Raw genomic sequence first — 24,541 nt, 5'->3', positions numbered from 1 at the left:
CTTCAATTTGAAGTTGCCATTTTTTATCAATTTTATTTTTTAAGCATACAACAGAATTGAAAAATACATAAATCCTGTGCCAAGCATCACGAATAGATGCCATAAAACATGCATAAATCGAACGGAGCGCATGCTGTAAACCAGAGCTCCGACGGTAAATGAAACGCCGCCTGCTACTAATAACCAAAAACCAATCGGGCCTAAACCGCTATACAAAGGTTTCATTGCAATCAAGCATAGCCATCCCATAATAATATAAATGACCGTTGATGCATTTTGATATTTTCCTAACCAAATGCATTTGTAAACCACCCCTAGAATAGCCATCAACCAAATCACACCGAACAATGACCAACCTAGTGGACCGCCAACAGTAACCAAACAGTAAGGAGTATAGGTTCCAGCAATTAAAAGGTAAATACTGCTATGATCAAAAATTTGAAAAATCTTTTTTGCTTTTGTGAACATTAGGCTATGAAAAAGAGTGGACGCAAGGTAAAGTAAAATCAACGTTGTTCCGTAAATTGCGTAAGAGACAACTTCTAGTGCTGAACCATTTTGGGTTCCTTTGATTAATAATAAAACTAAACCAGCAATGCTTAAACCAACTCCGATTCCATGAGTAATCGCATTGAAAACTTCGTTGACAATTAAGTAACTTTTAGAAAAATGTTGTGTTGTGTTTGTTGTTTCCTTCAATTAAATCCCCCCGATAAGTTAAAACTTTAAAAAATCTCACGTTTCCCTAGTGTACGAAAATATGAGAATCTGTTATACTATTTTAATAAGAATAAAATAGCGCTAGGTCACTTTTAAGTGATTCACTTATTTGTTTTAATCATTATAACATGAACCTATCTATTTTTGCAGAAGAAAGAGTGGGATTAATAAAAAATGAAGAAATTTAAAATTGTAACAGATTCATCCGCTGAGTTAGGACCAGATGAAATTAAAGAATTAGCGATTCATGTTTTGCCTTTAACAGTGATGATCGATGATGTTGTATATGTTGACGGGGTCACATTGCAAAAAGAAGAATTTATGGAAAAAATGCAACAAGCAAAAGCTTTACCAAAAACAAGTCAGCCACCAATTGGACAATTTGTCGAACTGTATGATGAATTAGGAAAAGATGGCAGTGAGGTTATTTCTATTCACATGACAGAAAATCTTAGTGGAACCGTTAATACCGCTCGTCAAGCAGCGCAATTATCGACAACAGAAGTTACGGTTATCGATAGTGATTTTACGGATCGCGGCTTGTCTTTCCAAGTAATTGAAGCAGCCAGAATGGCTTTAGCGAACGCCGATAAAGAAGCTATTTTAAAACGAATTGACGAAGTGAGAGCCAATACTAAATTATATATTTGTGTTGTGACATTAGAAAATCTTGTAAAAGGTGGTAGAATTGGTCGTCTGGCAGGAGCATTGTCAAGCTTTTTAAATGTAAAAGTGATGATGGAGCAAGTAAAAGGACAATTAGAATTACGTGTTCGTGGACGCGGAATGAAACCAGTTAATAAGTGGCTTGTTGAATTACAAGAGAAATTAAAAGAAACACCTAATATTCGTGAAATATCATTTTCATATGCAGACGATGAAGAGGCTTGCGAAGAAATTAAAAATCAATTTCAAGCAGCATTACCTGACGTACCAATGCGCGTTAGATTAACCAGCCCAATTATTTCAACCCATGCTGGTAAAGGTGCTTTTGCAGTCATGTACTATACCGATTAGTAAGTATCCTGCATAATTATTTATGGACAGATTCTACTATAAGTAGAACTGTTCTTTTTAAATTAAGAAAGGAAAAATAAATGAAACAGTTAAAATCACTAATAGGCGTACTCCTTTTTTTAGCAGTAGCGACATTTGTTGTTTTTCAAGTGCTGAATTTTTTAAGTGGCAATGAGACAGCAACTCAAAAGGCAGTTACAAAGATTACGAATAAAGTACAAAAAAAAGATATTTCCATTGTTGCAGTAGGAGATTCTTTAACAGAAGGCATTGGCGACGGGACCTCAACTGAAGGGTACGTTTCAAGAATTGCTGACTTATACGCAACAGATAAAAAAATCAACGATATTACAACGGCTAATTATGGGATATCAGGCAATACAAGTACGCAAATTCTAAAACGAATTCAAACGAAAACAGATATTCAAGATTCTTTGAAAGACGCAGATGTCATTGTTTTAACTTTTGGTGGGAATGATTTAATGAAAGTGATTAAATCCCAACTATTAAAAGTAACAGAAGACAGTTTTGCAAAGCCAGAAGCAGCATATAAACAACGAGTAGAAACTATTTTTTCAGAAATTCGAAAGTTAAATAAACAAGCGCCGATTTATGTTTATGGTATTTACAATCCTTTCTATCTATACTTTTCAGATGTTCCTGAAATGCAGACAGTGGTAGATTCATGGAATGATGCAACGAAATCCGTTGTTGATGAGCAAAATAAAGCACACTTTATTCCAATCAACGACTTACTTTCTAAAGGAAACCAAGTTGAGTCTACTGAAAATGAAGATACCTCATCTACTTCTTCTCATCAAAAGGCTGAAATTGTCAATGATTTATTATTTGAAGAAGACAGTTTCCATCCTAATGAGGAAGGCTATGACATAATGGCAAAAGCACTTTACGAAAATATGCAGAAAACAAAAACAGAATGGCTTCCGTAAAAAGTAAATAGAGAAAGCAGTGAGGAAATGGTAGAAGAAACCAAACAAAGAAAACAATTCAAACATCCTATTAATCCATGGAAATGGGCATTTTTAATTTTAATAGCTATATTATTAGGAATCGGTATTTGGGGTGGAACGAAAATTTTTGTACCTGTTAATACTGTAACTGAGCAAAAAAAAGTGCAGAAAACAGAAGATGTTTCATTTGAAGTGAGTACTCATAAAAAAGAAGTCAATGAAATCGTTGCTCATGGGATTGATCGCTTTATAAAAAAAGGAGACATCCAATATCAGTTAGTGTTCAATGAACAAGCTGAAGTAATCGGCACGTTTAAACTCTTTAATCATGATGTTCATTTTTATCTATATTTAGATCCCTTTGTAATGGAAAACGGCAATGTTCAGTTAAAAGCAACGAATTTAAGCATTGGAAAGTTAAATTTACCGATCGGGTACGTGATGAATTTGATTTCCAAACAATATAACTTGCCTAAATGGGTACAAATCGATAGTAAAAAACAATTAATTGTTTTAAACTTGGATGAGTATAAGTTAGAAAATGGCTTGAAAATAAAAGCTAAAAAATTCGATTTGAAAAATGACGACATTCGATTTAGTGTCTATTTGCCATTAGAAGAACTTGTTAAGAAATAAGGGGGACTGTTAATGAAGGAGACAGCGATTTTTGCCGGCGGCTGCTTTTGGTGCATGGTAGCGCCTTTTGATCAGATGAAAGGGATTGAAAAAGTGATTTCCGGATACACGGGAGGGCACGTAGAAAATCCAACGTATGAAGAAGTTCTAACAAAAACAACGGGTCATACGGAAGCTGTTGAAATTACTTTTGATCCAGACCTGATTAGTTATGAAGAATTGGTGGATATTTACTGGAATCAAACAGATCCAACCGATGCCATGGGGCAATTTCAAGACCGAGGTGATAATTATCGACCTGTGATATTTGTGAAGGATGGCAAACAACGTAAAATAGCAGAAGCTTCTAAGCAACGTTTAGTTGAAAGTAAGATGTATTCGAAACCTATTGTCACACAAATTCAACCAGTAGCGACTTTTTACCCTGCTGAAGATACGCATCAAGATTTTTATAAAAAGAATCCAGCGCGATACCAAGCAGAACAAAATGAACGACAATCCTATCAATTGAATAAAGGAGCTGAATTAAAATGAGGCAGTCTTTCTTTCATTTTTTAATGACAGAACGAGACCCTCATAAAAATGATGAAGTCACAAAGTTTGCTAATGATGTTTACCTGGATGTCAGCTTTCCAAAACAATCAGAAAATTATCAAGAAATAAGTGATTATTTAGAGTTTTATGGGGACTATTTAAGTTCAATGAGTGTCTTTGACAACGCGTGGGAGCGATATCTTGAACGGAACCAAACATTAAGCAGTTCAAATTAGGGAGGAAATAACAAAATGAGTATTCATATTGAAGCATCACAAGGACAAATTGCAGAAACGGTATTATTGCCAGGGGATCCATTACGAGCAAAATATATTGCTGAAACTTTTTTAACAGATGTTGAACAATACAACCGCGTTAGAAATATGTTTGGTTATACAGGTTTATACAAAGGCGAGCGTATTTCTGTTCAAGGTACGGGAATGGGCATTCCGTCGATGATGATTTATGCTGATGAGCTAATGAATAGTTACAATGTTCAAAATCTAATCCGTGTAGGCACGGCAGGTGGAATGCAAGCAGACGTTAAAGTACGAGATATCGTTTTAGGACAAGGGGCAACAACGGATTCTTTTATTAACCGACAAGCATTTGATGGGAAAGTAGATTTTGCTCCTTTAGCTAATTTTGATCTTTTAAAAACTGCTTACGATATTAGTATTGAAAAAGGATTATCAGTTAAAGTTGGAAATATTTTATCAGCAGATCGTTTTTATAACGCAGAACTTGATAAAGTAAAATTAGCGGATTACGGCATTTTAGCTGTTGAAATGGAAGCAGCTGGCTTATACACACTAGCAGCAAAATATAACCGTAAAGCTTTAGCGATTCTAACGATTAGTGACCATATTTTCACAGGTGAAGAAACTTCTTCAGATGAGCGTGAACGTACATTTAGTGACATGATGATTGTAGCATTGGAAACAGCTCTTAGACAAAAACAATAAAATAGTGGAGGTGTTCCTTTGAATCAAGAACCGAATGATTTAAAACCTAAGAAAACTAAAAAGAACGTTACTTTAAGTGTGTATGTCACATCTCTTATCTTGGTCGCGGTATTAGCGGTGGGTGGAACTTATTTCCTAACTGAAAAAAACCAAAATCAAGTAGCCGTTGATTCTTCAAATGCGGCTAAAGTAGATCAGAATTTCAATAAATTACAAGAAGTCTATTCGAAGTTATCGACTCAATTTTACAAAAAAGTCGACAGCACTAAATTATTAGAAGGAGCCTTGTCTGGCATGGTAAATGCGACAGGGGATCCTTATACGCAATACCTAGATGTTGCAGAGGCAACGGATTTAGACAGCACGATTTCAGCTTCTTTTGAAGGAATTGGTGCGGAAGTAATGAATCAAAATGACGCCATCACCATTGTTTCTCCAATTGCGGGTTCGCCAGCTGAAAAAGCAGGACTTTTGCCAAATGATGTTATTTTAAAAGTAGACGATCATGAGATGGCAGGTCTGACTTTAAATAAAGCAGTTTCGTATATTCGTGGTGAAAAAGGGACCGACGTTGTCTTGAAAATCCAAAGAGGAACAACTACCTTTGATGTAACGTTAAAACGTGATACGATTCCAGTTGAAACAGTAAAAAGTCGTCTGGATGAAAAAGATCCAACAATTGGATATATCCAAATTACGAATTTTTCACAACCAACTGCTTCTGAAGTTGAAAAAGCAGTCAAAGATTTACGTGGAAAAGGTGCAAAATCCTTTATACTAGATGTTCGTGGAAATCCAGGTGGTTTATTAGATCAAGCATTAAAAATTTCTAACATGTTTGTAGAGGATGGCAAAGTCTTGATGCAAACGAAAGAACGAGACAAAAAAGCAGATATTATGAAAGCTGATGCAACGTTAGGCGACTTTAAAGTAACAGAACCTATCACATTGTTAGTAGATGAAGGGAGCGCCAGTGCTTCTGAAATTTTAGCAGGTGCTTTAAAAGAGTCAGCGAACACGACCATCATTGGTACGAAAACCTTTGGTAAAGGAACGGTTCAAACAGTAGCAACTTTTGATGATAAGAGTGAATTGAAAATGACAATTGCTAAATGGTTAACACCATCTGGTCAATGGATTAATAAAAAAGGCATCGAACCCACAATTGCCATTGATTTGCCAACTTATACAAAATTATTACTAATTGATCCAAAGAAAACCTATCAACAAAATGATGTGTCAGATGAAGTGAAGAACTTGCAAAGTGTTTTAAACGCATTAGGTTTTACTTCTAATGACGCAAATGGTTACTTTGGAACAGGAACAACCGAAGCGGTTAAGGCCTTTCAAACTGCCCATAATTTACCTTCTGATGGCATTGTGACAGATAAAACATCTACCGCATTAATCGAAGCATTACGAGAACTAATGAAACAAAATGACACGCAATATGAAAAAGCTGTTTCTTATTTACAAACAAAATAATAAAAAAAGAACTCTATTTTCTAAAATTTAATTAGGAAATAGGGTCTTTTTTTGAAGGATTAAAAAAAAAAAAATGAAATGTAGTAAAATAATAGTTATTTCAGTCATTTTCTTGTATGATAGAAGGTAGTAAAGTTTACAAGTTTGGAGCGAAAGGACATGAAAAAAACTTGGAGAGATCATTTATGGGATTGGTTTAAAGCCGCTGTCTTAGCGATTGTCCTCACTGCTATTTTAAGAAATTTTATTTTTATTCCAATGAATGTACAAGGATCATCTATGATTCCAACACTGCATCAAGGAGATCAAATGGTCGTTGAATCATTTTCAAAAATCAAACGTTTTGATATTATTGTTTTTAAGGATGCGTCTAATCGAACCTTAGTGAAAAGAATTATTGGACTACCGGGTGAATCGATTGCCTATCGTAATGATCAACTTTATATTAATAATCATAAAATCAACGAGCCTTTTTTAAAAAATAAACTAGTAACGCAGGCTGGAGAAACGTGGACATCTGATTTTGAATTACAGCAATTGACAGGTGAGAAAAAAGTTCCTGAAAATGAGTATTTTGTTTTAGGGGACAATCGTAGGTCAAGCAATGACAGTCGTGTTTTTGGATCGATTGCCAAAGATGAGATTATTGGGAAAACGATTTTAGTGTATTTTCCGTTTAATAGAATAAGTGTTTATTAATGCTGATAAAAGAAAGTAGGAAATGATATGAGTAGAACGAATTATTCAGATGGACGAGATGAATCTGCAGAAATTTTTGAGCCTCGTAGTAAGGCACATCATTCTAAAACAAGAAAAAAAAGGTCAAAAAAAGGCAAAAAAAATGAAATTCTAAGTACCTTTGTTTATATTGTCGTGGCATTAGCGATATGTTTGTTGATTCGTCAGTTTTTATTTGCACCAGTAAGTGTAGATGGAGAGTCAATGATGCCAACGCTAGAAAACCATGACCGCTTGATTTTAAACAAAATAAAAAAAGTGGATCGGTTCGATATTATTGTTTTCCCAGCACCTGACGCACCAGACAAAGAATATATTAAACGTGTGATTGGTTTGCCAGGGGATGAAATTTCGATGCAAGACGATGTTTTGTATTTGAATGGCAAAGCGGTTCAAGAGCCTTATCTAGATCAATACAAAAAGAAATTGAAAGAAAAAGGGCAACTATTAACTGGTGACTTTACCTTAATGGGGAAAACGGGTGTTGCTAAAGTCCCAGAAAATGAATATTTTGTAATGGGAGATAATCGAGGTAATTCAAAAGATAGTCGTATTTTTGGGTTTGTGCATATTGATACGATTTCTGGAACGACAGATCTTCGCATTTGGCCGTTTACTCATTTTGGAACACTAAAAACTGAATAATTTAGTGAATGAAATGACAGCTTTTAGGTCATTTCTTTTACTGATGTTCGCTAACCGATAAATTTTAAGTATAGAGGAGCAACAACATGACAATCCAATGGTTTCCTGGTCATATGGCCAAAGCAAGAAGAGAAGTATCCGAAAAATTAAAATTAGTAGACGTCGTTTTTGAACTAGTAGATGCTAGACTACCACTTTCAAGTCGAAATCCAATCTTGGATGAATTAATTGGACAAAAACCGCGTGTTATTATTTTGAACAAAAGTGATTTAGCTGATGAAAGACAGACTAAAGCATGGGTTTTATATTTTAAAGAGCAAGGAATTTCTGCTGTTCCAATTATTGCGCAAGAAGGCAAAGGCATGCAAAAAGTAATGGCTGAAGCGAAATTGCTATTAAAAGAAAAATTTGATCGTATGAAAAGCAAGGGGATTAATCCACGAGCGATTCGTGCTATGAGTATTGGAATTCCAAACGTTGGGAAATCAACGTTAATCAATCGTTTTATCAAAAAAAATATTGCTAAAACCGGGAATAAGCCTGGGGTCACAAAAGGGCAACAATGGTTGAAATTAGGCAAAGAATTGGAATTGTTAGACACCCCAGGAATTCTATGGCCCAAATTTGAAGATCCTGAAATCGGAAAAAAATTAGCTTTAACGGGAGCAATTAAAGACAATCTATTACAAATGGATGATATTGCTCTATACGGCTTAAATATTATGAGAACTTATTACCCACAACAATTGATGAAGCGTTTTAAAATCAACCAAGAAGAATTAGCTTTAGATTTACCAGAATTATTGATGCTAATTAGTGAAAAAAGGGGTTTTAGAGATGATTACTCTAGAGCAAGTGAAATGATTGTCTATGAAATTCGAAGTGGTAAAGTGGGACGCTATACATTGGATCATGCGCCAGTTCATTTTGAAACAATAGAAGAGGCGTAAGTATGGATAAAAAATTGACTATTCTAGAAGTGAAAGAACTATTAAAAACGATTAATACGACAAATGATCCGTTATTTGAACGTTTAACTAATGATGAGCGTAAAGGTGTTCAAATCGCGATTAAAGCCTGGCATAAAAAACAAGCCGATGCACTTAAGCTAGAGGAAAAACATCAAGAAATGTTGCAGTTTGAAGAAGAATTATGGCAAAAAAATTGTCTTCATATTGCAGGTATTGACGAAGTCGGCCGTGGTCCATTAGCTGGTCCAGTTGTCGCAGCAGCAGTTATTTTACCTAAAAATTTTCATGTATTAGAAATCAATGATTCCAAACAATTATCTGAAGCGAAACGTGATGCTTTATTTGAAAAAATTAAGGATGAAGCATTGGCGATTGGAGTTGGGATTAAAGACGAGTCCACTATTGATCAAGTAAATATCTATCAAGCTACTAAATTGGCGATGATTGAAGCAGTTGAAAACTTAACAATTGATCCTCAACATCTATTGATTGATGCGATGCAATTAGATCTCCCTATTCCACAAACAAGTATTATTAAAGGAGATGCTAGAAGTTTGTCAATTGCAGCTGCAAGCATTGTAGCAAAAGTGACCAGAGATCGAATGATGAAAGATTATGACGAGCAATATCCTGGATACGGATTTGATAAAAATGCGGGTTATGGAACAAAAGTGCATTTAGAAGGTTTAGAAAAGTATGGAGTTACCCCGATTCATCGGAAAACCTTTGCTCCAGTTAAAAATCAATTATTGAAAGAAAGATAAAGAGAAATTCTCTTTGTCTTTCTTTTTTTAAATGAATGGACTCTTTTTGGCGAATAGTAAGAATATACACTATTAAAAAAGGAGATACGCATATGAATGTAACAGAATTAAATGAATGGTTGTTTCATCTGGCACATTGTCATGGAGTTGGAGCAAGTAGCAGCATTCGAATGGTTGCAGAATTAATGGAGAATCCATCCTTGTCATTATTTGAGTTAGCATTTAGTGCTAATTTAAGTTCAAAAAACACGAAGTTATTTTATGAAAGCTACGAAAAAATAGATCGTCAAGCGGCTCTTAATTATTATAAAGAAAAAAATATTAATTGGATTACTATCTTAGACGACGATTATCCAAGCTATTTAAAAGAAATTTACAATCCACCCGCCCTACTTTTTTATCAAGGAGATAAAGACTTATTAAAAGAAAATTTATTAGCAATTGTAGGTTCACGTTTAAAAACAGCATATGGAAGTGCCGTTTTAAATTTATTTTTACCGAAATTGCTTAAACATCAAATTGTTACTGTAAGTGGATTAGCTAAGGGAATCGATGCTGAAGTTCATGAAAAAACAATTAACTTAAAAGGCAAAACCATTGCAATAGTCGGAACGGGTTTAGACTTAGCTTACCCAAAAAGCAATAAGGATTTGCAACTGGAAATTGCGAAAAATCATCTATTGGTATCAGAATATCCCATGGGATCAGCTCCAGAAAGACATCATTTTCCATTAAGAAATCGTATTATAGCAGGTATAAGCTTAGGGACATTAGTTGTTGAAGCTAAAAAAAGAAGTGGTAGCTTAATTACTGCTAATTTAGCTTTACAAGAAGGGCGCGAAGTTTTTTCAGTTCCTGGAAGTATTTTAAGCTCTTATTCAAAAGGAACCAATGAACTTCTTTTAAATGGAGCAAAATGTGTTGTAGATGCCGAACAAATCTTAGAAGATTTGTAAAAATAATAAAAAAATTTTTAAAAAATTAAATAAGGGCTGGAAACACCTTAATATCAACGTTGTTATCTATTAGAACCTCTTTATTTTTAATTTTTCCTACTATATAAATACAAAATTTTAGAACAGTTAGTTGACAAAGTGCTACTAGATGGCATAAGATGATAAACGATTTCAGTTTTTAATTTATCATTAAATAAAAGCTCATTCGAAAGGAGCAACTTTGTGGCCTATAAATATTTGGTGATTGTTGAATCACCCGCAAAAGCAAAAACTATTGAAAAATACCTAGGGAAAAATTATAAAGTAGTCGCTAGTCTAGGACATATTAGAGATCTTCCAAAAAGTAAAATGGGTGTTGACGTTGAAAATAACTATGAACCTCACTATATCTCAATTCGAGGTAAAGGTGACTTAATTAAGGAATTAAAAAAGTTTGCTAAAAAAGCAGACAAAGTTTATCTCGCAGCCGATCCAGATAGAGAAGGGGAAGCTATCGCATGGCACCTTTCACACTTACTGAATCTGGATATTGAAGATAAAAATAGAGTGGTTTTCAATGAAATTACTAAAGAGGCTGTTAAAGGAGCATTTAAAGAACCTCGTTCGATTAATATGGATTTAGTCGATTCACAACAAGCTAGACGTATCTTAGATCGATTAGTAGGTTATACAATCAGCCCTATTTTATGGAAAAAAGTAAAAAAAGGACTTAGTGCAGGTCGCGTTCAATCCGTTGCATTAAAATTGATTATTGACCGTGAAAAAGAAATTATCGCTTTTAAACCAGAAGAGTACTGGACGATTGGTGGAAATTTCAAAAAAGGAACGAAAAAGTTTAAAGCGAATTTTTATGGCTTAAAAAACAAAAAAGTTGCCTTGAAAAATACTGAAGAAGTACAAGAAGTTATTAAAAGATTAGATGGTCCTGATTTTGAAGTTACTAATGTTACAAAAAAAGAACGCAAACGAAATGCAGCTCTTCCTTTTACAACAAGTAGCTTACAACAAGAAGCTGCACGTAAATTAAACTTTAGAACAAGGAAAACGATGATGGTTGCCCAACAATTATACGAAGGAATTTCACTTGGACGTGGCGGCGCAGTTGGTTTGATTACTTATATGAGAACCGATTCAACTCGAATTGCAGATAGCGCTAAAGCTGAAGCAGCTGAATTTATCGTAAAAGAATATGGTGAGGAATATTCTGCAACCAAATTTAAAAAATCAAAAAATGCTCAAGGTGCGCAAGATGCCCATGAAGCGATTCGTCCTTCAAGTGTGCTTAGAACACCTACAGAATTAGAAAAGCATCTATCAAAAGATCAATTAAAACTTTATAAGTTAATTTGGTCGCGATTTGTAGCTAGTCAAATGACACCAGCAGTTTTTGACACAATGAAAGTTGATTTGGTTCAAAATGATGTCTTATTTAGAGCAAATGGTCAAAAAATTAAATTTGCAGGATTCACTAAAGTTTATATTGAAGGCAATGACGAAGGTAAAGAAGAAAAGGACAATATTCTTCCTGAGATGGAAAAAGGGGATACTGTTAAATCAGTTGATATTGAACCTAAACAACACTTTACTCAACCACCTGCTCGTTTTACTGAAGCGACCTTAATTCGTTCTCTTGAAGAAAATGGCGTAGGGAGACCTTCCACATATGCACCTACATTAGAGACGATTCAACGTCGCTACTATGTAAAATTACAAAGCAAACGTTTTGAGCCAACAGAACTAGGCGATATCGTAAATACCATGATTGTGGAGTTTTTCCCACAAATTGTTGACATTCATTTCACTGCTGAAATGGAACAACAGCTTGATCATGTGGAAGAAGGCAAAGAAAACTGGGTTGGTGTAATTGATCGATTCTATAAACCTTTTGCGATTGAAGTTGAAAAAGCAGAAGAAGGAATTGAAAAAATTCAAATCAAAGATGAGCCAGCAGGATTTGATTGTGAATTATGTGGCCATCCGATGGTAATCAAATTAGGCAGATACGGTAAATTTTATGCTTGTAGTAATTTTCCTGAATGTCGAAATACAAAAGCCATTGTAAAAGAAATTGGCGTAACATGCCCTACTTGTAAAAAAGGTAATGTCATAGAACGTAAATCGAAGAAAAATCGTTTGTTCTATGGGTGTGACAAGTACCCAGAGTGCGAATTTGTATCATGGGATAAACCAGTTGGACGTGATTGTCCTAAGTGCGAGCATTATTTAGTTGAGAAAAAATTAAAAGGCGGCAAGCAAGTTGTTTGTAGCAATTGTGATTACCAAGAAGCGGTTCAAAAATAATTTATTTAGGGAAAAAAGAAGTTTTTGCTTCTTTTTTTCTTTAATCTTTTAATGGAATAAGATGAAAGAAGGTAATATTATTGGTTGAAACAAGTTTTGTAAACGTTATCGGAGCCGGATTAGCAGGAAGTGAGGCGGCTTTTCAGATTGCTGAAAGAGGAATTGAGGTTCATCTTTATGAAATGCGTCCAGTAAAAAATACAGAAGCTCATCATACGTCAGATTTTGCTGAGTTAGTTTGTAGCAACTCATTGAGAGCGAACCAGCTAACGAATGCAGCGGGTTTATTAAAAGAAGAGATGCGACAATTTAATTCGCTTATCATTAGTGAAGCAGATCAAAATGCAATTCCTGCAGGCGGAGCATTAGCTGTTGATCGAGATAAATTTTCGCAAGGTGTAACGGAAAGAATTAAAAAGCATCCATTGATAAAAATTTTTTCTGAGGAAATCAAAACATTACCGAAGGGACCGACTGTTGTTGCAACAGGCCCGTTAACATCTGTTGCTCTAGCAAAAGAGATTGCAGAATTTACCGAATCAGATGGACTATATTTCTATGATGCGGCTGCACCAATTATTGATAAAAATAGCATTGATTTTGATAAAGTATATTTAAAGTCCAGATATGATAACGGTGAGGCTGCCTATTTAAATTGTCCAATGAATGAAGAAGAGTTTAATCGCTTTTATGATGAATTAATTGGAGCTGAAGTAGCACCGTTAAAATCGTTTGAAAAGGAAAAATTCTTTGAAGGCTGTATGCCTGTTGAAGTGATGGCCAAACGTGGACGTAAGACATTGCTATTTGGCCCGTTAAAACCCGTTGGCTTAGAAGATCCTAAGACAGATAAGCGGCCATTTGCAGTTGTACAATTACGGCAAGATAATGCGGCAGGGTCTCTTTATAATTTAGTTGGTTTCCAGACGCATTTAAAATGGGGAGAGCAAAAACGGATTTTGCAATTGATTCCAGGTTTAGAACAAGCCGAAATTGTTCGATATGGAGTTATGCATCGAAATACGTTTATTAAATCTCCTGACTTATTAAAAGCAACCTATCAGTCAAAAAAACGTTCAGATTTGTTTTTTGCTGGACAAATGACCGGCGTAGAAGGATATGTAGAAAGTGCCGCAAGTGGTTTAATTGCGGGAATGAATGCAGCTAAGCTAGTTTTAGGAGAAGAATTAGTAACTTTTCCTATAGAAACTACGCTTGGCAGTATGGCTTATTATATTACCCATGCCGATAGCAACTATTTTCAACCAATGAATGCAAATTTTGGTTTGTTTCCACCCTTACCAGAAAAAATTAGAGATAAAAAACTTCGAAATGAAGCGTATGCAAATCGGGCATTAGAAAGTATTTTAAATTTAAAGAAAATTCTCTCAATAGAGGTCTGAATAGATTGAATTCTCTTTGTTGATATGATAAAGTATCTTTGTCGTATCAACAGGGGGGATTTTTTTGGATGAGTCACAATGGATTTCTATTTTTTTACAGTATTTAATGATTGAAAGACATTACTCTGAATTAACAAAAAAAGCCTATGAAGAAGATATTCTAGAGTTTAAAAAATTTCTTGAAGAAACTGGTGAAGCTTCTTTCAAAGCAGTTACGCTTTCTGACGTTCGAATTTATTTAGGTTTATTAAATGAAAAACAGTTAAGTCGCAACTCAGTTTCAAGAAAAATATCAAGTATGCGAGCGTTCTATCAATTTTTATTGAAAGACCAACTAGTAGAAGACAATCCTTTTTCATATATTCATTTGAAAAAAAAATCACTAAGATTGCCACGCTTTTTTTATGAAAAGGAAATGGAAGCCCTGTTTACAGCCGTAAAAGGAGATAGATTGTTAGATTTTCGGAATGAAGCTTTATTAGAAGTATTGTATGGTACTGGTATTCGAGTTAGCGAGTGTAGCAATATCCAAATCAAAGACTTAGATTTTGAATTAGGGGTGCTGCTAGTTCATGGGAAAGGCAACAAAGAACGTTACGTTCCATTTGGGCATTATGCAGCAATTGCGATTAAAGAGTACCTTGAAAAATGCCGAACACCTTTAATGACAAAATACCATAAAGAACATCCCTATTTATTTGTAAATCATTATGGCGATCAGATAACGTCAACTGGAATTGAATATGTATTAAACCAAGTAATAAAAAAAAGCAGTTTAACCTCTAATATTCATCCTCACATGTTGCGCCATACATTTGCTACTCATTTATTGAATAATGGTGCAGATATGCGAACTGTTCAGGAATTATTAGGTCATGCAAGTCTTTCTTCGACACAAATTTATGCTCATGTAACGAAAGAGCATTTACAAAAAAATTACCGACAATTTCATCCAAGAGCGTAATGCTTTAAGAAGAAATGAATTAATAGGAGGAATAAACAATGACAACAACTTTTCACGCAACAACGATTTTTGCAGTGAGTCATAACGGGGAATGTGCAATGGCTGGCGATGGTCAGGTAACGATGGGAGAATCTGTTATCATGAAAGGCACAGCACGTAAAGTTCGTCGTATTTATAACGGTGAAGTGCTAGTTGGATTTGCTGGAAGTGTAGCAGATGCTTTTACATTAGAAGAAAAATTTGAAGCTAAATTAAATGAATACAAAGGCAATTTAAAACGAGCTGCAGTAGAGCTAGCTCAAGAATGGCGTACAGATCGTGCAATGCAAAAACTTGAAGCATTATTAATTGTCATGAATAAAGATGAAATGCTAATGGTGAGTGGCGGTGGTGAAGTGATTGAACCGGATGATGGTATCTTAGCGATTGGCTCTGGTGGGAATTATGCACTTTCAGCAGGCCGAGCATTAAAAAAACACGGTCAACATTTAAGTGCAAGTGAAATTGCCAAAGAGAGCTTAACGGTAGCAGCAGATATCTGTGTCTTTACCAATCATAATATTATCGTGGAAAAACTTTAAAAGGAAGTGTCTACAATGAATACAACTATTAATATGACTCCTAGAGAAATCGTTCAAGAACTTGATAAATACATTATTGGACAAAATGAAGCTAAAAAATCAGTTGCGGTAGCTTTACGTAATCGTTACCGTCGCCTACAGTTAGAAGAAGAAATGCAACAAGAAATTACGCCCAAAAATATGTTAATGATTGGGCCTACTGGCGTAGGTAAAACGGAAATTGCACGTCGTTTAGCAAAAATCGTCAATGCGCCTTTTATCAAAGTAGAAGCAACAAAATTTACTGAAGTAGGCTATGTTGGACGTGATGTGGAATCGATGGTTCGTGACTTAGTTGAAGTCAGTATCCAAATTGTTCAAAAGCAACAATATTCAAATGTCTATTCACAAGCTGAAAAACGCGCAATTGATCGTGTAGCCAAATTACTTGTTCCAGGAATTAAAAAGGAAAAGAAAAAGGCTGCTAATTTAAATCCTTTTGAAAATATGTTTCAAAATATGGGTGTTGATATGGCTCAATTTAATCAAGAAGAGGTCGAGGAAGAAGTGACCGAAACGATTTCATCAAATCGTGAAACAATGAAGCAACAAATTCGGGATGGCTTGCTAGATCAAAGAGAATTAACAATTGAAGTGAATGAGAGTAAAAAACCGGTCAATTCTCCTATGGGAGCTGGCCTTGAACAAATGGGGATTGATTTGAATGATACCTTAGGAGCCTTAACTCCAAAACGCAAAATCAAACGGACAGTGACTGTTCAAGAAGCAATTAAAATCTTTATCCAAGAAGAATCTGAAAAGCTCGTTAACCCAGAAGACATTCATTCACAAGCCATTAAACTTGCTCAAAATACAGGGATTATCTTTATTGATGAAATTGATAAAATAACTTCTAAAGCAAGTCAGTCTGGAGAAGTTTCTCGTGAGGGTGTGCAGCGTGATATCTTACCCATTGTTGAAGGATCACAAGTCAATACAAAATATGGCACGATCCAAACAGATCATATCTTATTTATCGCTTCAGGAGCATTCCATGTTTCTAAACCAAGCGATTTGATTCCAGAATTGCAAGGACGTTTTCCAATTCGTGTAGAACTGAATGATTTAGATGCAAGTGATTTTGTTAAGATTTTAACAGAACCTAATAACGCATTGATTAAACAATACATTGCAATGCTTGGAACGGAAAATATCAAAGTAACCTTTACCTTTGAAGCGATTGAGTGTTTAGCAGAGATTGCCTTTAAGGTGAATCACGAAACCGATAATATTGGCGCACGCCGTCTGCATACAATTTTAGAAAAATTATTAGAAGATTTATTATTTGAAGCTCCAGATATGCATATGGGAGAAATTACAATTACAGAAAACTATGTGAACGATAAAATTGACTATATTGTCCAAGATAAAGACTTAAGTCGTTATATCTTATAAGAGCTGGAGGAAAAACGAGTGAACAATTTACTTCTTAAAATGCGTAAAATCAGCAGTATGCTGCAACAAAAAGGCGGTGTAGCGTCGGTTTCTGATCGTTTGCCATTTAACAATATGGCAGAGATATTAGGAGATACTCTAGATGCGAATACCTACTTGATTAGTGAGAACGGAGTATTACTTGGATACAATGAAAAACACGGGATTAACAATGAGCGAGTGAAACAAATGCTTGTTGATGAAAAATTCCCAGCAGATTATACAGCTAACATGTTAGGTATTACTGAAACAAAATCGAATATAGGTGTAGAAAGTGACTATACAGCTTTTCCAATTGAAAATCGTGACCTATTTGCTGAAGGGCTAACAACGATTGTCCCCATTCGTGCTGCTGGCGAACGATTAGGAACGATTATATTAGCACGTTTGCATTCGGCGTTTGATGATGGAGATTTAATTTTAGCAGAATACAGTGCAACTGTGGTGGGAATGGAAATTTTATACCACAAATCAAATCAAATCGAAGAAGAAACAAGAAGTTTGGCGATTGTTCAAATGGCGATTAAAACACTTTCTTATAGTGAACTAAAAGCCGTTAAAGCCATATTTAATGAACTAGATGGCTTAGAAGGACGTCTAACGGCATCTAGTATTGCTGATAAAATTGGCATCACTCGTTCAGTTATTGTTAACGCATTAAGAAAACTTGAATCAGGTGGGATTATTGAATCTCGTTCACTTGGAATGAAAGGGACCTATATTCGGGTAAATAATCCAAAATTTATAGAAGCCCTTGCTAAAGAATCTGTTTATTAAACAAAAATGATTTCGATAAAGTTTATCGAAATCATTTTTTATTTAAATTTACCTAAAAGCTGAAAATGGTTTCAAATAAAGAGTTAAACTATGATATAATCAATTTTATTGAATGCATTAAAAGGAGGGAAAGGATTATGATCAAACTTGAAAATGATACATTAACCGTTACTATTTTAACTAAAGGCGCAGAACTTACCAGTATTAAAAGAAAAGACAACAAGATTGAGTATTTATGGCAAGCAGATCCCAAATACTGGGGGAGACATGCTCCTGTTCTTTTCCCATTTGTCGGACGTTTAAAAGAAGACCGCTACGAAGTGGCTGGAAAAACATACCCAATGGGTCAGCACGGATTTGCACGAGATTGTGAATTTGAAATAATGCATCAAACAGATAGCACCGTGACATTGAAATTATCAGATAGTCCAAGTACTAAAGAGCGCTACCCATATGCGTTTCATTTGCTGATTACGTATACTTTAACTGGGAATACTGTGACAACAGCCTATCATGTTGAAAATCCAGCTTCTGATGAGCCACTTTATTTTTCAATTGGCGCACACCCTGGATTTAATATTCCGTTGACAACTGATACGACGTTTGAAGACTACTATTTTTCTTTTTCACCAAGAAAAACCAGAACAACGATTCCGTTGTCAGGAGCGTATTTAAATACACCATGTAAAACATTGGCTCAAACAAATACAGATATTGCTTTGACCCGTAGTTTATTCGATAATGATGCAATGATTTATGAAACGAAAGGTGAAAATATTTTTACCATTAAATCTGAAAAAACAGAACATTCTGTAGCTGTTCGATTCGTTGACTTTCCGTATGTGGGCATTTGGTCGCCACCCCAAACGGACGCTCCTTTTGTTTGCATCGAACCATGGTTTGGAATTGCAGATGATATGAATGCTACCGGCAAGATTGAAGAAAAATTAGGTATTCAAACATTGGCCCCTCAAAAATCATTTGAAGCAGCTTTTGAAATAACTGTAAATTAATAAAAAACCTCTTATGGATTGAATTGTTCAATCCATAAGAGGTTTTTGCTAGTTTTTAGTTGTTTTCTTATAGCCTAAGCCAAAAGGTACTTTATTTTCAGTGCCATTTTTAATGCGCTTAATATTGTCTTTATGACGATACGTAATGAAAAATAATAAAATAAAAGCAATGGTTGTTAAAATCCAATCGTGATATACGAGACTAAGTGGGGCAATAATCAACATTCCTAACATACTTGATAGGCTCACCATTCGAGTCAGGTAAATCAGTGTGACAAATAGGCAAGCGCAGATAATGAAATATTGTGGATTATAAGCTAGCAATGTCCCAGCACTTGTCGCAACGGCTTTGCCACCTTTAAATTCAGCAAAAATTGGAAATGTATGACCAATAATGGCGCCTAGTCCAATAATCAATGGGTTAATGTCACTATGAAAGAAATAAGGCAAACTTGCAGCCAACGTTCCTTTTAAAATATCCATCGCTAAAACAATGGTTCCAGCTGTTTTTCCTAAAACACGGTACGTATTCGTTGTTCCAGAATTGCCACTACCAAATTGGCGAATGTCTTTTTTATAAAATAATTTTCCAATCCAGACACCAGACGGAATCGATCCTAATAAATAGGCGATAACAAACATAATTATGATTTTCAGCAAATGAATTCGCTCCTTATAACTTCAAAATATCCTTCACTCGCAATATTTTAGCATTTTAGCGTAGTCTTTACTAGTTAAATTACTGAAATTCACGATTTAGATTTGCTTTTTTCAAAAGAATGCGTTAGATTAAAGAAGCAGTTCATGTTAGATGAACGTATAAAAACACTGTGCTTTAACCTTATTTAGTAATGTGAATTTAAATCAAATTACATAAAAACTGAAAATAAAAGTTTTCTCAAATAAAGCGAACGTATTTTCGATAGTTTAGTAAAAAAGATGATTTTCGCTTTCCATTACTTGAAAGATAGAGTATCATTGTGTAGATGCGCCAGTTATACAAGTAATATGCGCCTATTTTCTATGGTCTAAGGAGTTTTGAGAATGCCAAAAAAAATAAATATGGAATACAACGATGAAGCAATCCAAGTTCTAGAAGGACTGGAAGCTGTCAGAAAACGCCCAGGAATGTACATCGGTTCAACCGATAGTAGAGGGTTGCATCACTTAGTCTATGAAATTGTAGACAATTCAGTAGACGAAGCTTTATCCGGTTATGGAACTGAAATCACTGTAACTTTACACAAGGATAATAGTGTAAGCGTTAAGGATAATGGACGTGGGATGCCAGTTGGGATGCATGCTTCAGGAATTCCAACCGTACAAGTAATCTTTACTGTGTTACATGCGGGAGGAAAGTTTGGACAAGGTGGTTATAAAACGTCAGGTGGACTTCACGGTGTTGGTGCCAGCGTTGTAAATGCTCTATCAGAATGGCTAACTGTTACCATCGTTCGTGATGGTGTAATGTATCAACAAAAATTTAAAAATGGCGGAATTCCCGCTGATACATTAAAAAAAGTTAAAACCACAAAAGAAAAAAATGGAACAATCGTGCACTTTAAACCAGATGAAACTATTTTCTCGACAGTTAAGTATTCATACGATATTTTATCTGAACGTTTAAGAGAATCTGCTTTCTTATTAAAGGGTTTAAAAATTGAGCTAATTGATGAGCGAACTGAAAAACAAGAGATTTTCCATTACGAAGAAGGCATCAAAGAATTTGTTGAGTATTTAAATGAAGAAAAAGATACATTAAATCCAGTTGCTTATTTTTCTGGCGAAAACAACCAAATCGAAGTTGAATTTGCTTTTCAATACAATGATGGCTATTCAGAAAATATCTTGTCCTTCGTTAATAATGTGCGAACAAAAGATGGTGGTACACACGAATCGGGTATGAAAGCGTCTTTAACAAAAGCCTTTAATGAATATGCTCGCAAAGTAAGTTTATTAAAAGAAAAAGATAAAAATTTAGAAGGAAGCGACTTTAGAGAAGGATTAGCTGCAATCATTTCTGTGCGTATCCCTGAAGATCTTCTTCAATTTGAAGGACAAACAAAGGGCAAGCTAGGTACTCCGCAAGCTAGAGCTGCTGTTGATGCTGTTATTGGGGAACAACTTGGTTTCTATTTAATTGAAAATGGCGAAGTCAGTCAAATGTTGGTTCGTAAAGCCATTAAGGCGAGAGAAGCTAGAGACGCGGCTAGAAAAGCCAGAGAAGAAAGTCGTAACGGGAAAAAACGTAAAAAGAATGAATCGCTTTTATCAGGGAAATTAACGCCTGCACAAAGCAAAAATCCAAAACGGAATGAAATCTATCTAGTCGAAGGAGATTCAGCCGGAGGTTCTGCTAAACAAGGCCGTGATCGTAAATTTCAAGCGATTTTACCTTTACGCGGAAAAGTAATTAATACAGAAAAAGCGAAGCTACAAGATATTCTAAAAAATGAAGAAATCAATACCATGATTTATACAATCGGTGCAGGTGTTGGTCCTGAATTTGATTTAGCAGACTGTAACTATGACAAAGTCATCATTATGACTGATGCGGATACCGATGGTGCCCATATTCAAGTGCTGTTATTGACATTCTTTTATCGTTATATGAAACCGTTGATTGAAGCTGGAAAAGTCTATATCGCATTACCGCCTTTATACAAATTGTCAAAAGGAACCGGTAAAAAAGAAGTGATTGAATACGCTTGGACAGATGAAGAATTAGAAGCTAAAACAAAAACCTTTGGTAAAGGATATATTTTACAACGTTACAAAGGACTTGGTGAAATGAACGCCGACCAATTATGGGAAACGACGATGGATCCAGAAACAAGAACTTTAATTCGTGTTCGAATTGACGATGCTGCTCAAGCAGAACGTCGTGTTTCCACCTTGATGGGAGACAAAGTAGAACCACGTCGTAAGTGGATTGAATCCCACGTTGAATTCTCATTAGAAGAAGGCGGAAGTATCTTAGAAAATAATCAAATGATGGATTCACTTGAACCGGAAATTGAGCAAGTTGAATTATTAGATGAGCTAGAAGGAAGTGGCGAAAATGGAGATTAGATCGGATATTCAGGAATTAACCCTGGAAGAAGTGATGGGGGATCGTTTTGGTAGGTACTCTAAATATATTATCCAAGAACGTGCACTCCCAGACATTCGTGACGGTTTAAAACCCGTTCAAAGACGAATTTTATACGCGATGAATGTTGAAGGCAATACTGCAGAAAAAGGGTTTAGAAAATCTGCTAAAACAGTCGGAAATGTTATTGGGAATTATCATCCACATGGAGATTCTAGTGTTTATGAAGCAATGGTTCGCTTAAGTCAAGATTGGAAATTACGAGAAGTTTTAATTGAAATGCACGGGAATAACGGAAGTATGGATGGCGATCCTCCAGCTGCAATGCGTTATACAGAAGCCCGTCTTTCTAAAATTTCGGCGGAACTTTTAAAAGATATTGACAAAGAAACAGTAGATTTTGTATTAAACTTTGATGACACTGACGAAGAGCCAACTGTTTTACCGGCTCGTTACCCAAACCTTTTGGTAAATGGAGCTACTGGTATTTCAGCTGGATATGCAACCGATATTCCTTCTCACAACTTAGGTGAAGTAATTGACGCAACTATTCATTTGATTGATAATCGCTCAGCAAGTGTGGCAGATTTAATGAAGTATTTAAAAGGCCCTGATTTTGCAACTGGTGGAATTTTACAAGGTTTGGATGGTATCAAACAAGCTTATGAAACGGGGAAAGGCAAAGTGATTGTGCGTTCTAAAACGCATTTTGAAGATTTGCGTGGTGGCAAACAACAAATTGTCATTAGCGAAATCCCTTATGAAGTGAATAAAGCTGTCCTTGTGAAAAAAATGGACGAAATTCGTTTAAATAAAAAAATTGATGGCATTGCAGAAGTTCGTGATGAATCCGATCGAACAGGCTTGCAAATTGTTGTTGAATTAAAAAAAGAAGCAAATGCTGAGGGAATTTTAAACTATCTCTTAAAAAATACCGATTTACAAGTTTCGTATAATTTTAATATGGTAGCAATCGATAAAAAACGCCCGCAACAAGTGGGAATTGTTCGTATGCTTACAGCGTATATTGATCATCAAATTGAAGTCTTAACTAGAAGAACGACTTTTAATTTAAATAAAGCTCAATCAAGACAACACATTGTTGAAGGTTTAATCAAAGCTCTTTCAATTCTAGATAAAGTAATTGAAACGATTCGTAGCAGTACGGATAAAAAAAATGCGAAAGAAAATTTAATCACAGCTTTTGATTTTTCAGAATTACAAGCTGAAGCGATTGTTTCCTTGCAGTTATATCGTTTGACGAATACAGATATTACTGCACTTGAAAAAGAAGCGAAAGAATTAGCAACAACTATTAGCCAATTGACAAAAATTTTAAAAGATCCTTCTGAAATGGCTCGTGTGATGAAAGAAGAGTTAACAGAAATCAAAACAAAATTTGCCAACCCAAGAAAAACGGTTATTCAAAATGAAATTGAAGAATTGAAAATTGATACCGAAGTTTTAGTGGCGCAAGAAGAAGTGATGGTCTCTGTTACAAAAGAAGGCTATTTAAAACGCAGTAGTTTACGTTCTTACAGCGCTTCGAAGCCAGAAGAACTAGGTATTAAGGATACTGACTTCCCTATCTTTGTGAAGCAAATGAATACCTTAAATCATGTTTTAATGTTTACAAGCAAAGGAAACTTGATTTATCGTCCAGTCCATGAAATCACAGATTTACGTTGGAAAGATATTGGGGAGCATATTTCTCAAACAATTGGTTTAGCGGTTGACGAAACCATCGTTAAAACCGTTGGATTAGTGGACTTCCTTCCAGAAGCAACCTTTACTTTTATTACCAAAGATGGAATGATCAAACAAACTGCAGCCAAAGATTTTATTGCTGGGCGTGGTTATAAAACGAAAGCTTCCGTTGCGATTAAGTTAAAACAAGCAACAGATGAGTTAGTGAATGTTATTTACTCAACGGATACTGCAAATCAAGATGTCTTCCTAGCAACGAACCGTGGTTTTGGTTTAAGATACCCAGTTACTGAAGTTCCTGTTGTAGGTGCAAAAGCAGCGGGGGTTAAAGCCATTAATCTTAAAGACGGAGACAGCGTAATAGGCGGATTGCTGATTAATCGTAATCAAGCTAAAACCGATGTCATGATGATTACTCAACGTGGCAGTGTGAAGAAAATGAATCTTAGCGACTTTGACACATTAGGTCGAGCAAAACGTGGGCTGATGGTTCTAAGAGAACTTAAAAAAATGCCGCATCGTCTTGTTGCAATGGTTGAAGTAACGAAAGAAACTGAAATTGTTATCCTGACTACAAAAGATAAAGAAATTTTATTAAGTAGTCAAAACTATCAAGTAAGTGATCGCTACTCAAATGGCTCATTCGTTTTAGATGAATCAGTTGATGGGGAGCCTGTGTTAGTTCAAGTAGTCTTACCATATCCAGTAGTATCAAAAGATGCGCCAAAATAAAAATAGAAAGTGTCAAATTAAGAAGAAATTCTTAGTTTGACACTTTTTTTGTAAACTAATTCGTTCAAAAGTGAACTTGATTGAACTATCTGTATTA

Annotated in this window: 23 protein-coding genes; 21 read left to right on the top strand and 2 right to left on the bottom strand. The window is 35.2% G+C overall.

Features of this window, described 5'->3' with window-relative positions; all coding sequences use genetic code 11:
* Positions 1 to 39: 39 nt before the first annotated feature.
* Positions 40 to 699, bottom strand: a complete 660-nt coding sequence (gene trhA / locus AC07SW_RS00740; RefSeq protein WP_034569633.1) for a PAQR family membrane homeostasis protein TrhA — start codon at positions 697 to 699, stop codon at positions 40 to 42.
* Positions 700 to 894: 195 nt separating this feature from the next.
* Between trhA and AC07SW_RS00735 the strand changes: the two genes are divergently transcribed.
* The 19 genes from AC07SW_RS00735 (at position 895) to AC07SW_RS00645 (ending at position 18,914) form a co-directional block, all read left to right on the top strand.
* Positions 895 to 1,737, top strand: coding sequence for a DegV family protein (locus tag AC07SW_RS00735; protein ID WP_463684560.1), 843 nt, complete (start codon positions 895 to 897; stop codon positions 1,735 to 1,737).
* Positions 1,738 to 1,817: 80 nt separating this feature from the next.
* Positions 1,818 to 2,687 carry an SGNH/GDSL hydrolase family protein gene (locus AC07SW_RS00730; protein ID WP_494632074.1) on the top strand — a complete coding sequence of 290 codons (870 nt, stop codon included), beginning with the start codon at positions 1,818 to 1,820 and terminating at the stop codon, positions 2,685 to 2,687.
* A gap of 27 nt (positions 2,688 to 2,714) precedes the next feature.
* Positions 2,715 to 3,344: a YpmS family protein gene (locus AC07SW_RS00725; protein ID WP_135023656.1), complete on the top strand. Its 630-nt coding sequence runs from the start codon at positions 2,715 to 2,717 to the stop codon at positions 3,342 to 3,344.
* Positions 3,345 to 3,356: 12 nt separating this feature from the next.
* On the top strand, positions 3,357 to 3,878 hold the full coding sequence (gene msrA, locus AC07SW_RS00720; protein WP_463684563.1) for a peptide-methionine (S)-S-oxide reductase MsrA: 522 nt from the start codon (positions 3,357 to 3,359) through the stop codon (positions 3,876 to 3,878).
* Positions 3,875 to 4,114, top strand: a complete 240-nt coding sequence (locus AC07SW_RS00715; RefSeq protein ID WP_034569642.1) for a YozE family protein — start codon at positions 3,875 to 3,877, stop codon at positions 4,112 to 4,114. The genes msrA and AC07SW_RS00715 overlap by 4 nt, the downstream gene beginning before the upstream one ends.
* A gap of 15 nt (positions 4,115 to 4,129) precedes the next feature.
* Positions 4,130 to 4,843 (top strand): purine-nucleoside phosphorylase, encoded by a 714-nt coding sequence (gene deoD / locus AC07SW_RS00710; protein WP_119908071.1) that lies wholly within the window; start codon positions 4,130 to 4,132, stop codon positions 4,841 to 4,843.
* Positions 4,844 to 4,861: 18 nt separating this feature from the next.
* Complete coding sequence (locus tag AC07SW_RS00705) at positions 4,862 to 6,328, top strand: S41 family peptidase (protein ID WP_463684564.1); 1,467 nt, start codon at positions 4,862 to 4,864, stop codon at positions 6,326 to 6,328.
* Between the two features lie 159 nt (positions 6,329 to 6,487).
* The gene (gene lepB / locus AC07SW_RS00700; RefSeq protein WP_311780827.1) at positions 6,488 to 7,027 is read left to right on the top strand and encodes a signal peptidase I; all 540 of its coding nucleotides are present in this window, start codon (positions 6,488 to 6,490) and stop codon (positions 7,025 to 7,027) included.
* A 27-nt stretch (positions 7,028 to 7,054) separates the two neighbouring features.
* Positions 7,055 to 7,711: a signal peptidase I gene (gene lepB, locus AC07SW_RS00695; RefSeq protein ID WP_119908069.1), complete on the top strand. Its 657-nt coding sequence runs from the start codon at positions 7,055 to 7,057 to the stop codon at positions 7,709 to 7,711.
* Between the two features lie 86 nt (positions 7,712 to 7,797).
* Positions 7,798 to 8,661, top strand: a complete 864-nt coding sequence (ylqF, locus tag AC07SW_RS00690; RefSeq protein WP_034569655.1) for a ribosome biogenesis GTPase YlqF — start codon at positions 7,798 to 7,800, stop codon at positions 8,659 to 8,661.
* A gap of 2 nt (positions 8,662 to 8,663) precedes the next feature.
* The gene (gene rnhB, locus AC07SW_RS00685; RefSeq protein ID WP_135023648.1) at positions 8,664 to 9,446 is read left to right on the top strand and encodes a ribonuclease HII; all 783 of its coding nucleotides are present in this window, start codon (positions 8,664 to 8,666) and stop codon (positions 9,444 to 9,446) included.
* Between the two features lie 92 nt (positions 9,447 to 9,538).
* Positions 9,539 to 10,402: a DNA-processing protein DprA gene (gene dprA / locus AC07SW_RS00680; RefSeq protein ID WP_463684567.1), complete on the top strand. Its 864-nt coding sequence runs from the start codon at positions 9,539 to 9,541 to the stop codon at positions 10,400 to 10,402.
* 222 nt (positions 10,403 to 10,624) lie between these two features.
* On the top strand, positions 10,625 to 12,703 hold the full coding sequence (gene topA / locus AC07SW_RS00675) for a type I DNA topoisomerase (protein ID WP_074402720.1): 2,079 nt from the start codon (positions 10,625 to 10,627) through the stop codon (positions 12,701 to 12,703).
* An 80-nt stretch (positions 12,704 to 12,783) separates the two neighbouring features.
* Positions 12,784 to 14,106, top strand: a complete 1,323-nt coding sequence (gene trmFO / locus AC07SW_RS00670; RefSeq protein ID WP_034569662.1) for an FADH(2)-oxidizing methylenetetrahydrofolate--tRNA-(uracil(54)-C(5))-methyltransferase TrmFO — start codon at positions 12,784 to 12,786, stop codon at positions 14,104 to 14,106.
* Positions 14,107 to 14,170: 64 nt separating this feature from the next.
* Positions 14,171 to 15,070, top strand: a complete 900-nt coding sequence (gene xerC / locus AC07SW_RS00665; protein WP_463684571.1) for a tyrosine recombinase XerC — start codon at positions 14,171 to 14,173, stop codon at positions 15,068 to 15,070.
* Between the two features lie 38 nt (positions 15,071 to 15,108).
* The gene (hslV, locus tag AC07SW_RS00660; RefSeq protein WP_034569666.1) at positions 15,109 to 15,651 is read left to right on the top strand and encodes an ATP-dependent protease subunit HslV; all 543 of its coding nucleotides are present in this window, start codon (positions 15,109 to 15,111) and stop codon (positions 15,649 to 15,651) included.
* A gap of 15 nt (positions 15,652 to 15,666) precedes the next feature.
* Entirely contained in the window at positions 15,667 to 17,085 is a 1,419-nt protein-coding gene (gene hslU, locus AC07SW_RS00655) for an ATP-dependent protease ATPase subunit HslU (protein WP_463684572.1), read from the top strand.
* Between the two features lie 18 nt (positions 17,086 to 17,103).
* The gene (gene codY, locus AC07SW_RS00650) at positions 17,104 to 17,901 is read left to right on the top strand and encodes a GTP-sensing pleiotropic transcriptional regulator CodY (RefSeq protein WP_034569672.1); all 798 of its coding nucleotides are present in this window, start codon (positions 17,104 to 17,106) and stop codon (positions 17,899 to 17,901) included.
* Positions 17,902 to 18,035: 134 nt separating this feature from the next.
* Positions 18,036 to 18,914, top strand: a complete 879-nt coding sequence (locus AC07SW_RS00645; RefSeq protein WP_376711486.1) for an aldose 1-epimerase family protein — start codon at positions 18,036 to 18,038, stop codon at positions 18,912 to 18,914.
* A 48-nt stretch (positions 18,915 to 18,962) separates the two neighbouring features.
* Here the strand turns inward: AC07SW_RS00645 and plsY are convergent, their stop codons facing one another.
* The gene (gene plsY / locus AC07SW_RS00640) at positions 18,963 to 19,571 is read right to left on the bottom strand and encodes a glycerol-3-phosphate 1-O-acyltransferase PlsY (protein WP_269845361.1); all 609 of its coding nucleotides are present in this window, start codon (positions 19,569 to 19,571) and stop codon (positions 18,963 to 18,965) included.
* A 387-nt stretch (positions 19,572 to 19,958) separates the two neighbouring features.
* Here plsY and parE point away from each other — a divergent pair, with 387 nt between their 5' ends.
* Entirely contained in the window at positions 19,959 to 21,986 is a 2,028-nt protein-coding gene (parE, locus tag AC07SW_RS00635; RefSeq protein ID WP_034569676.1) for a DNA topoisomerase IV subunit B, read from the top strand.
* Positions 21,976 to 24,444 carry a DNA topoisomerase IV subunit A gene (gene parC / locus AC07SW_RS00630; RefSeq protein ID WP_034569677.1) on the top strand — a complete coding sequence of 823 codons (2,469 nt, stop codon included), beginning with the start codon at positions 21,976 to 21,978 and terminating at the stop codon, positions 24,442 to 24,444. The genes parE and parC overlap by 11 nt, the downstream gene beginning before the upstream one ends.
* Positions 24,445 to 24,541 lie beyond the last annotated feature (97 nt).

It is taken from the genome of Carnobacterium sp. GW821-FHT04C06 (genome assembly GCF_059420345.1).
The sequence above is the reverse complement of the archived record's forward strand: the minus strand, read 5'-3'. Positions and strand labels throughout refer to the sequence as shown.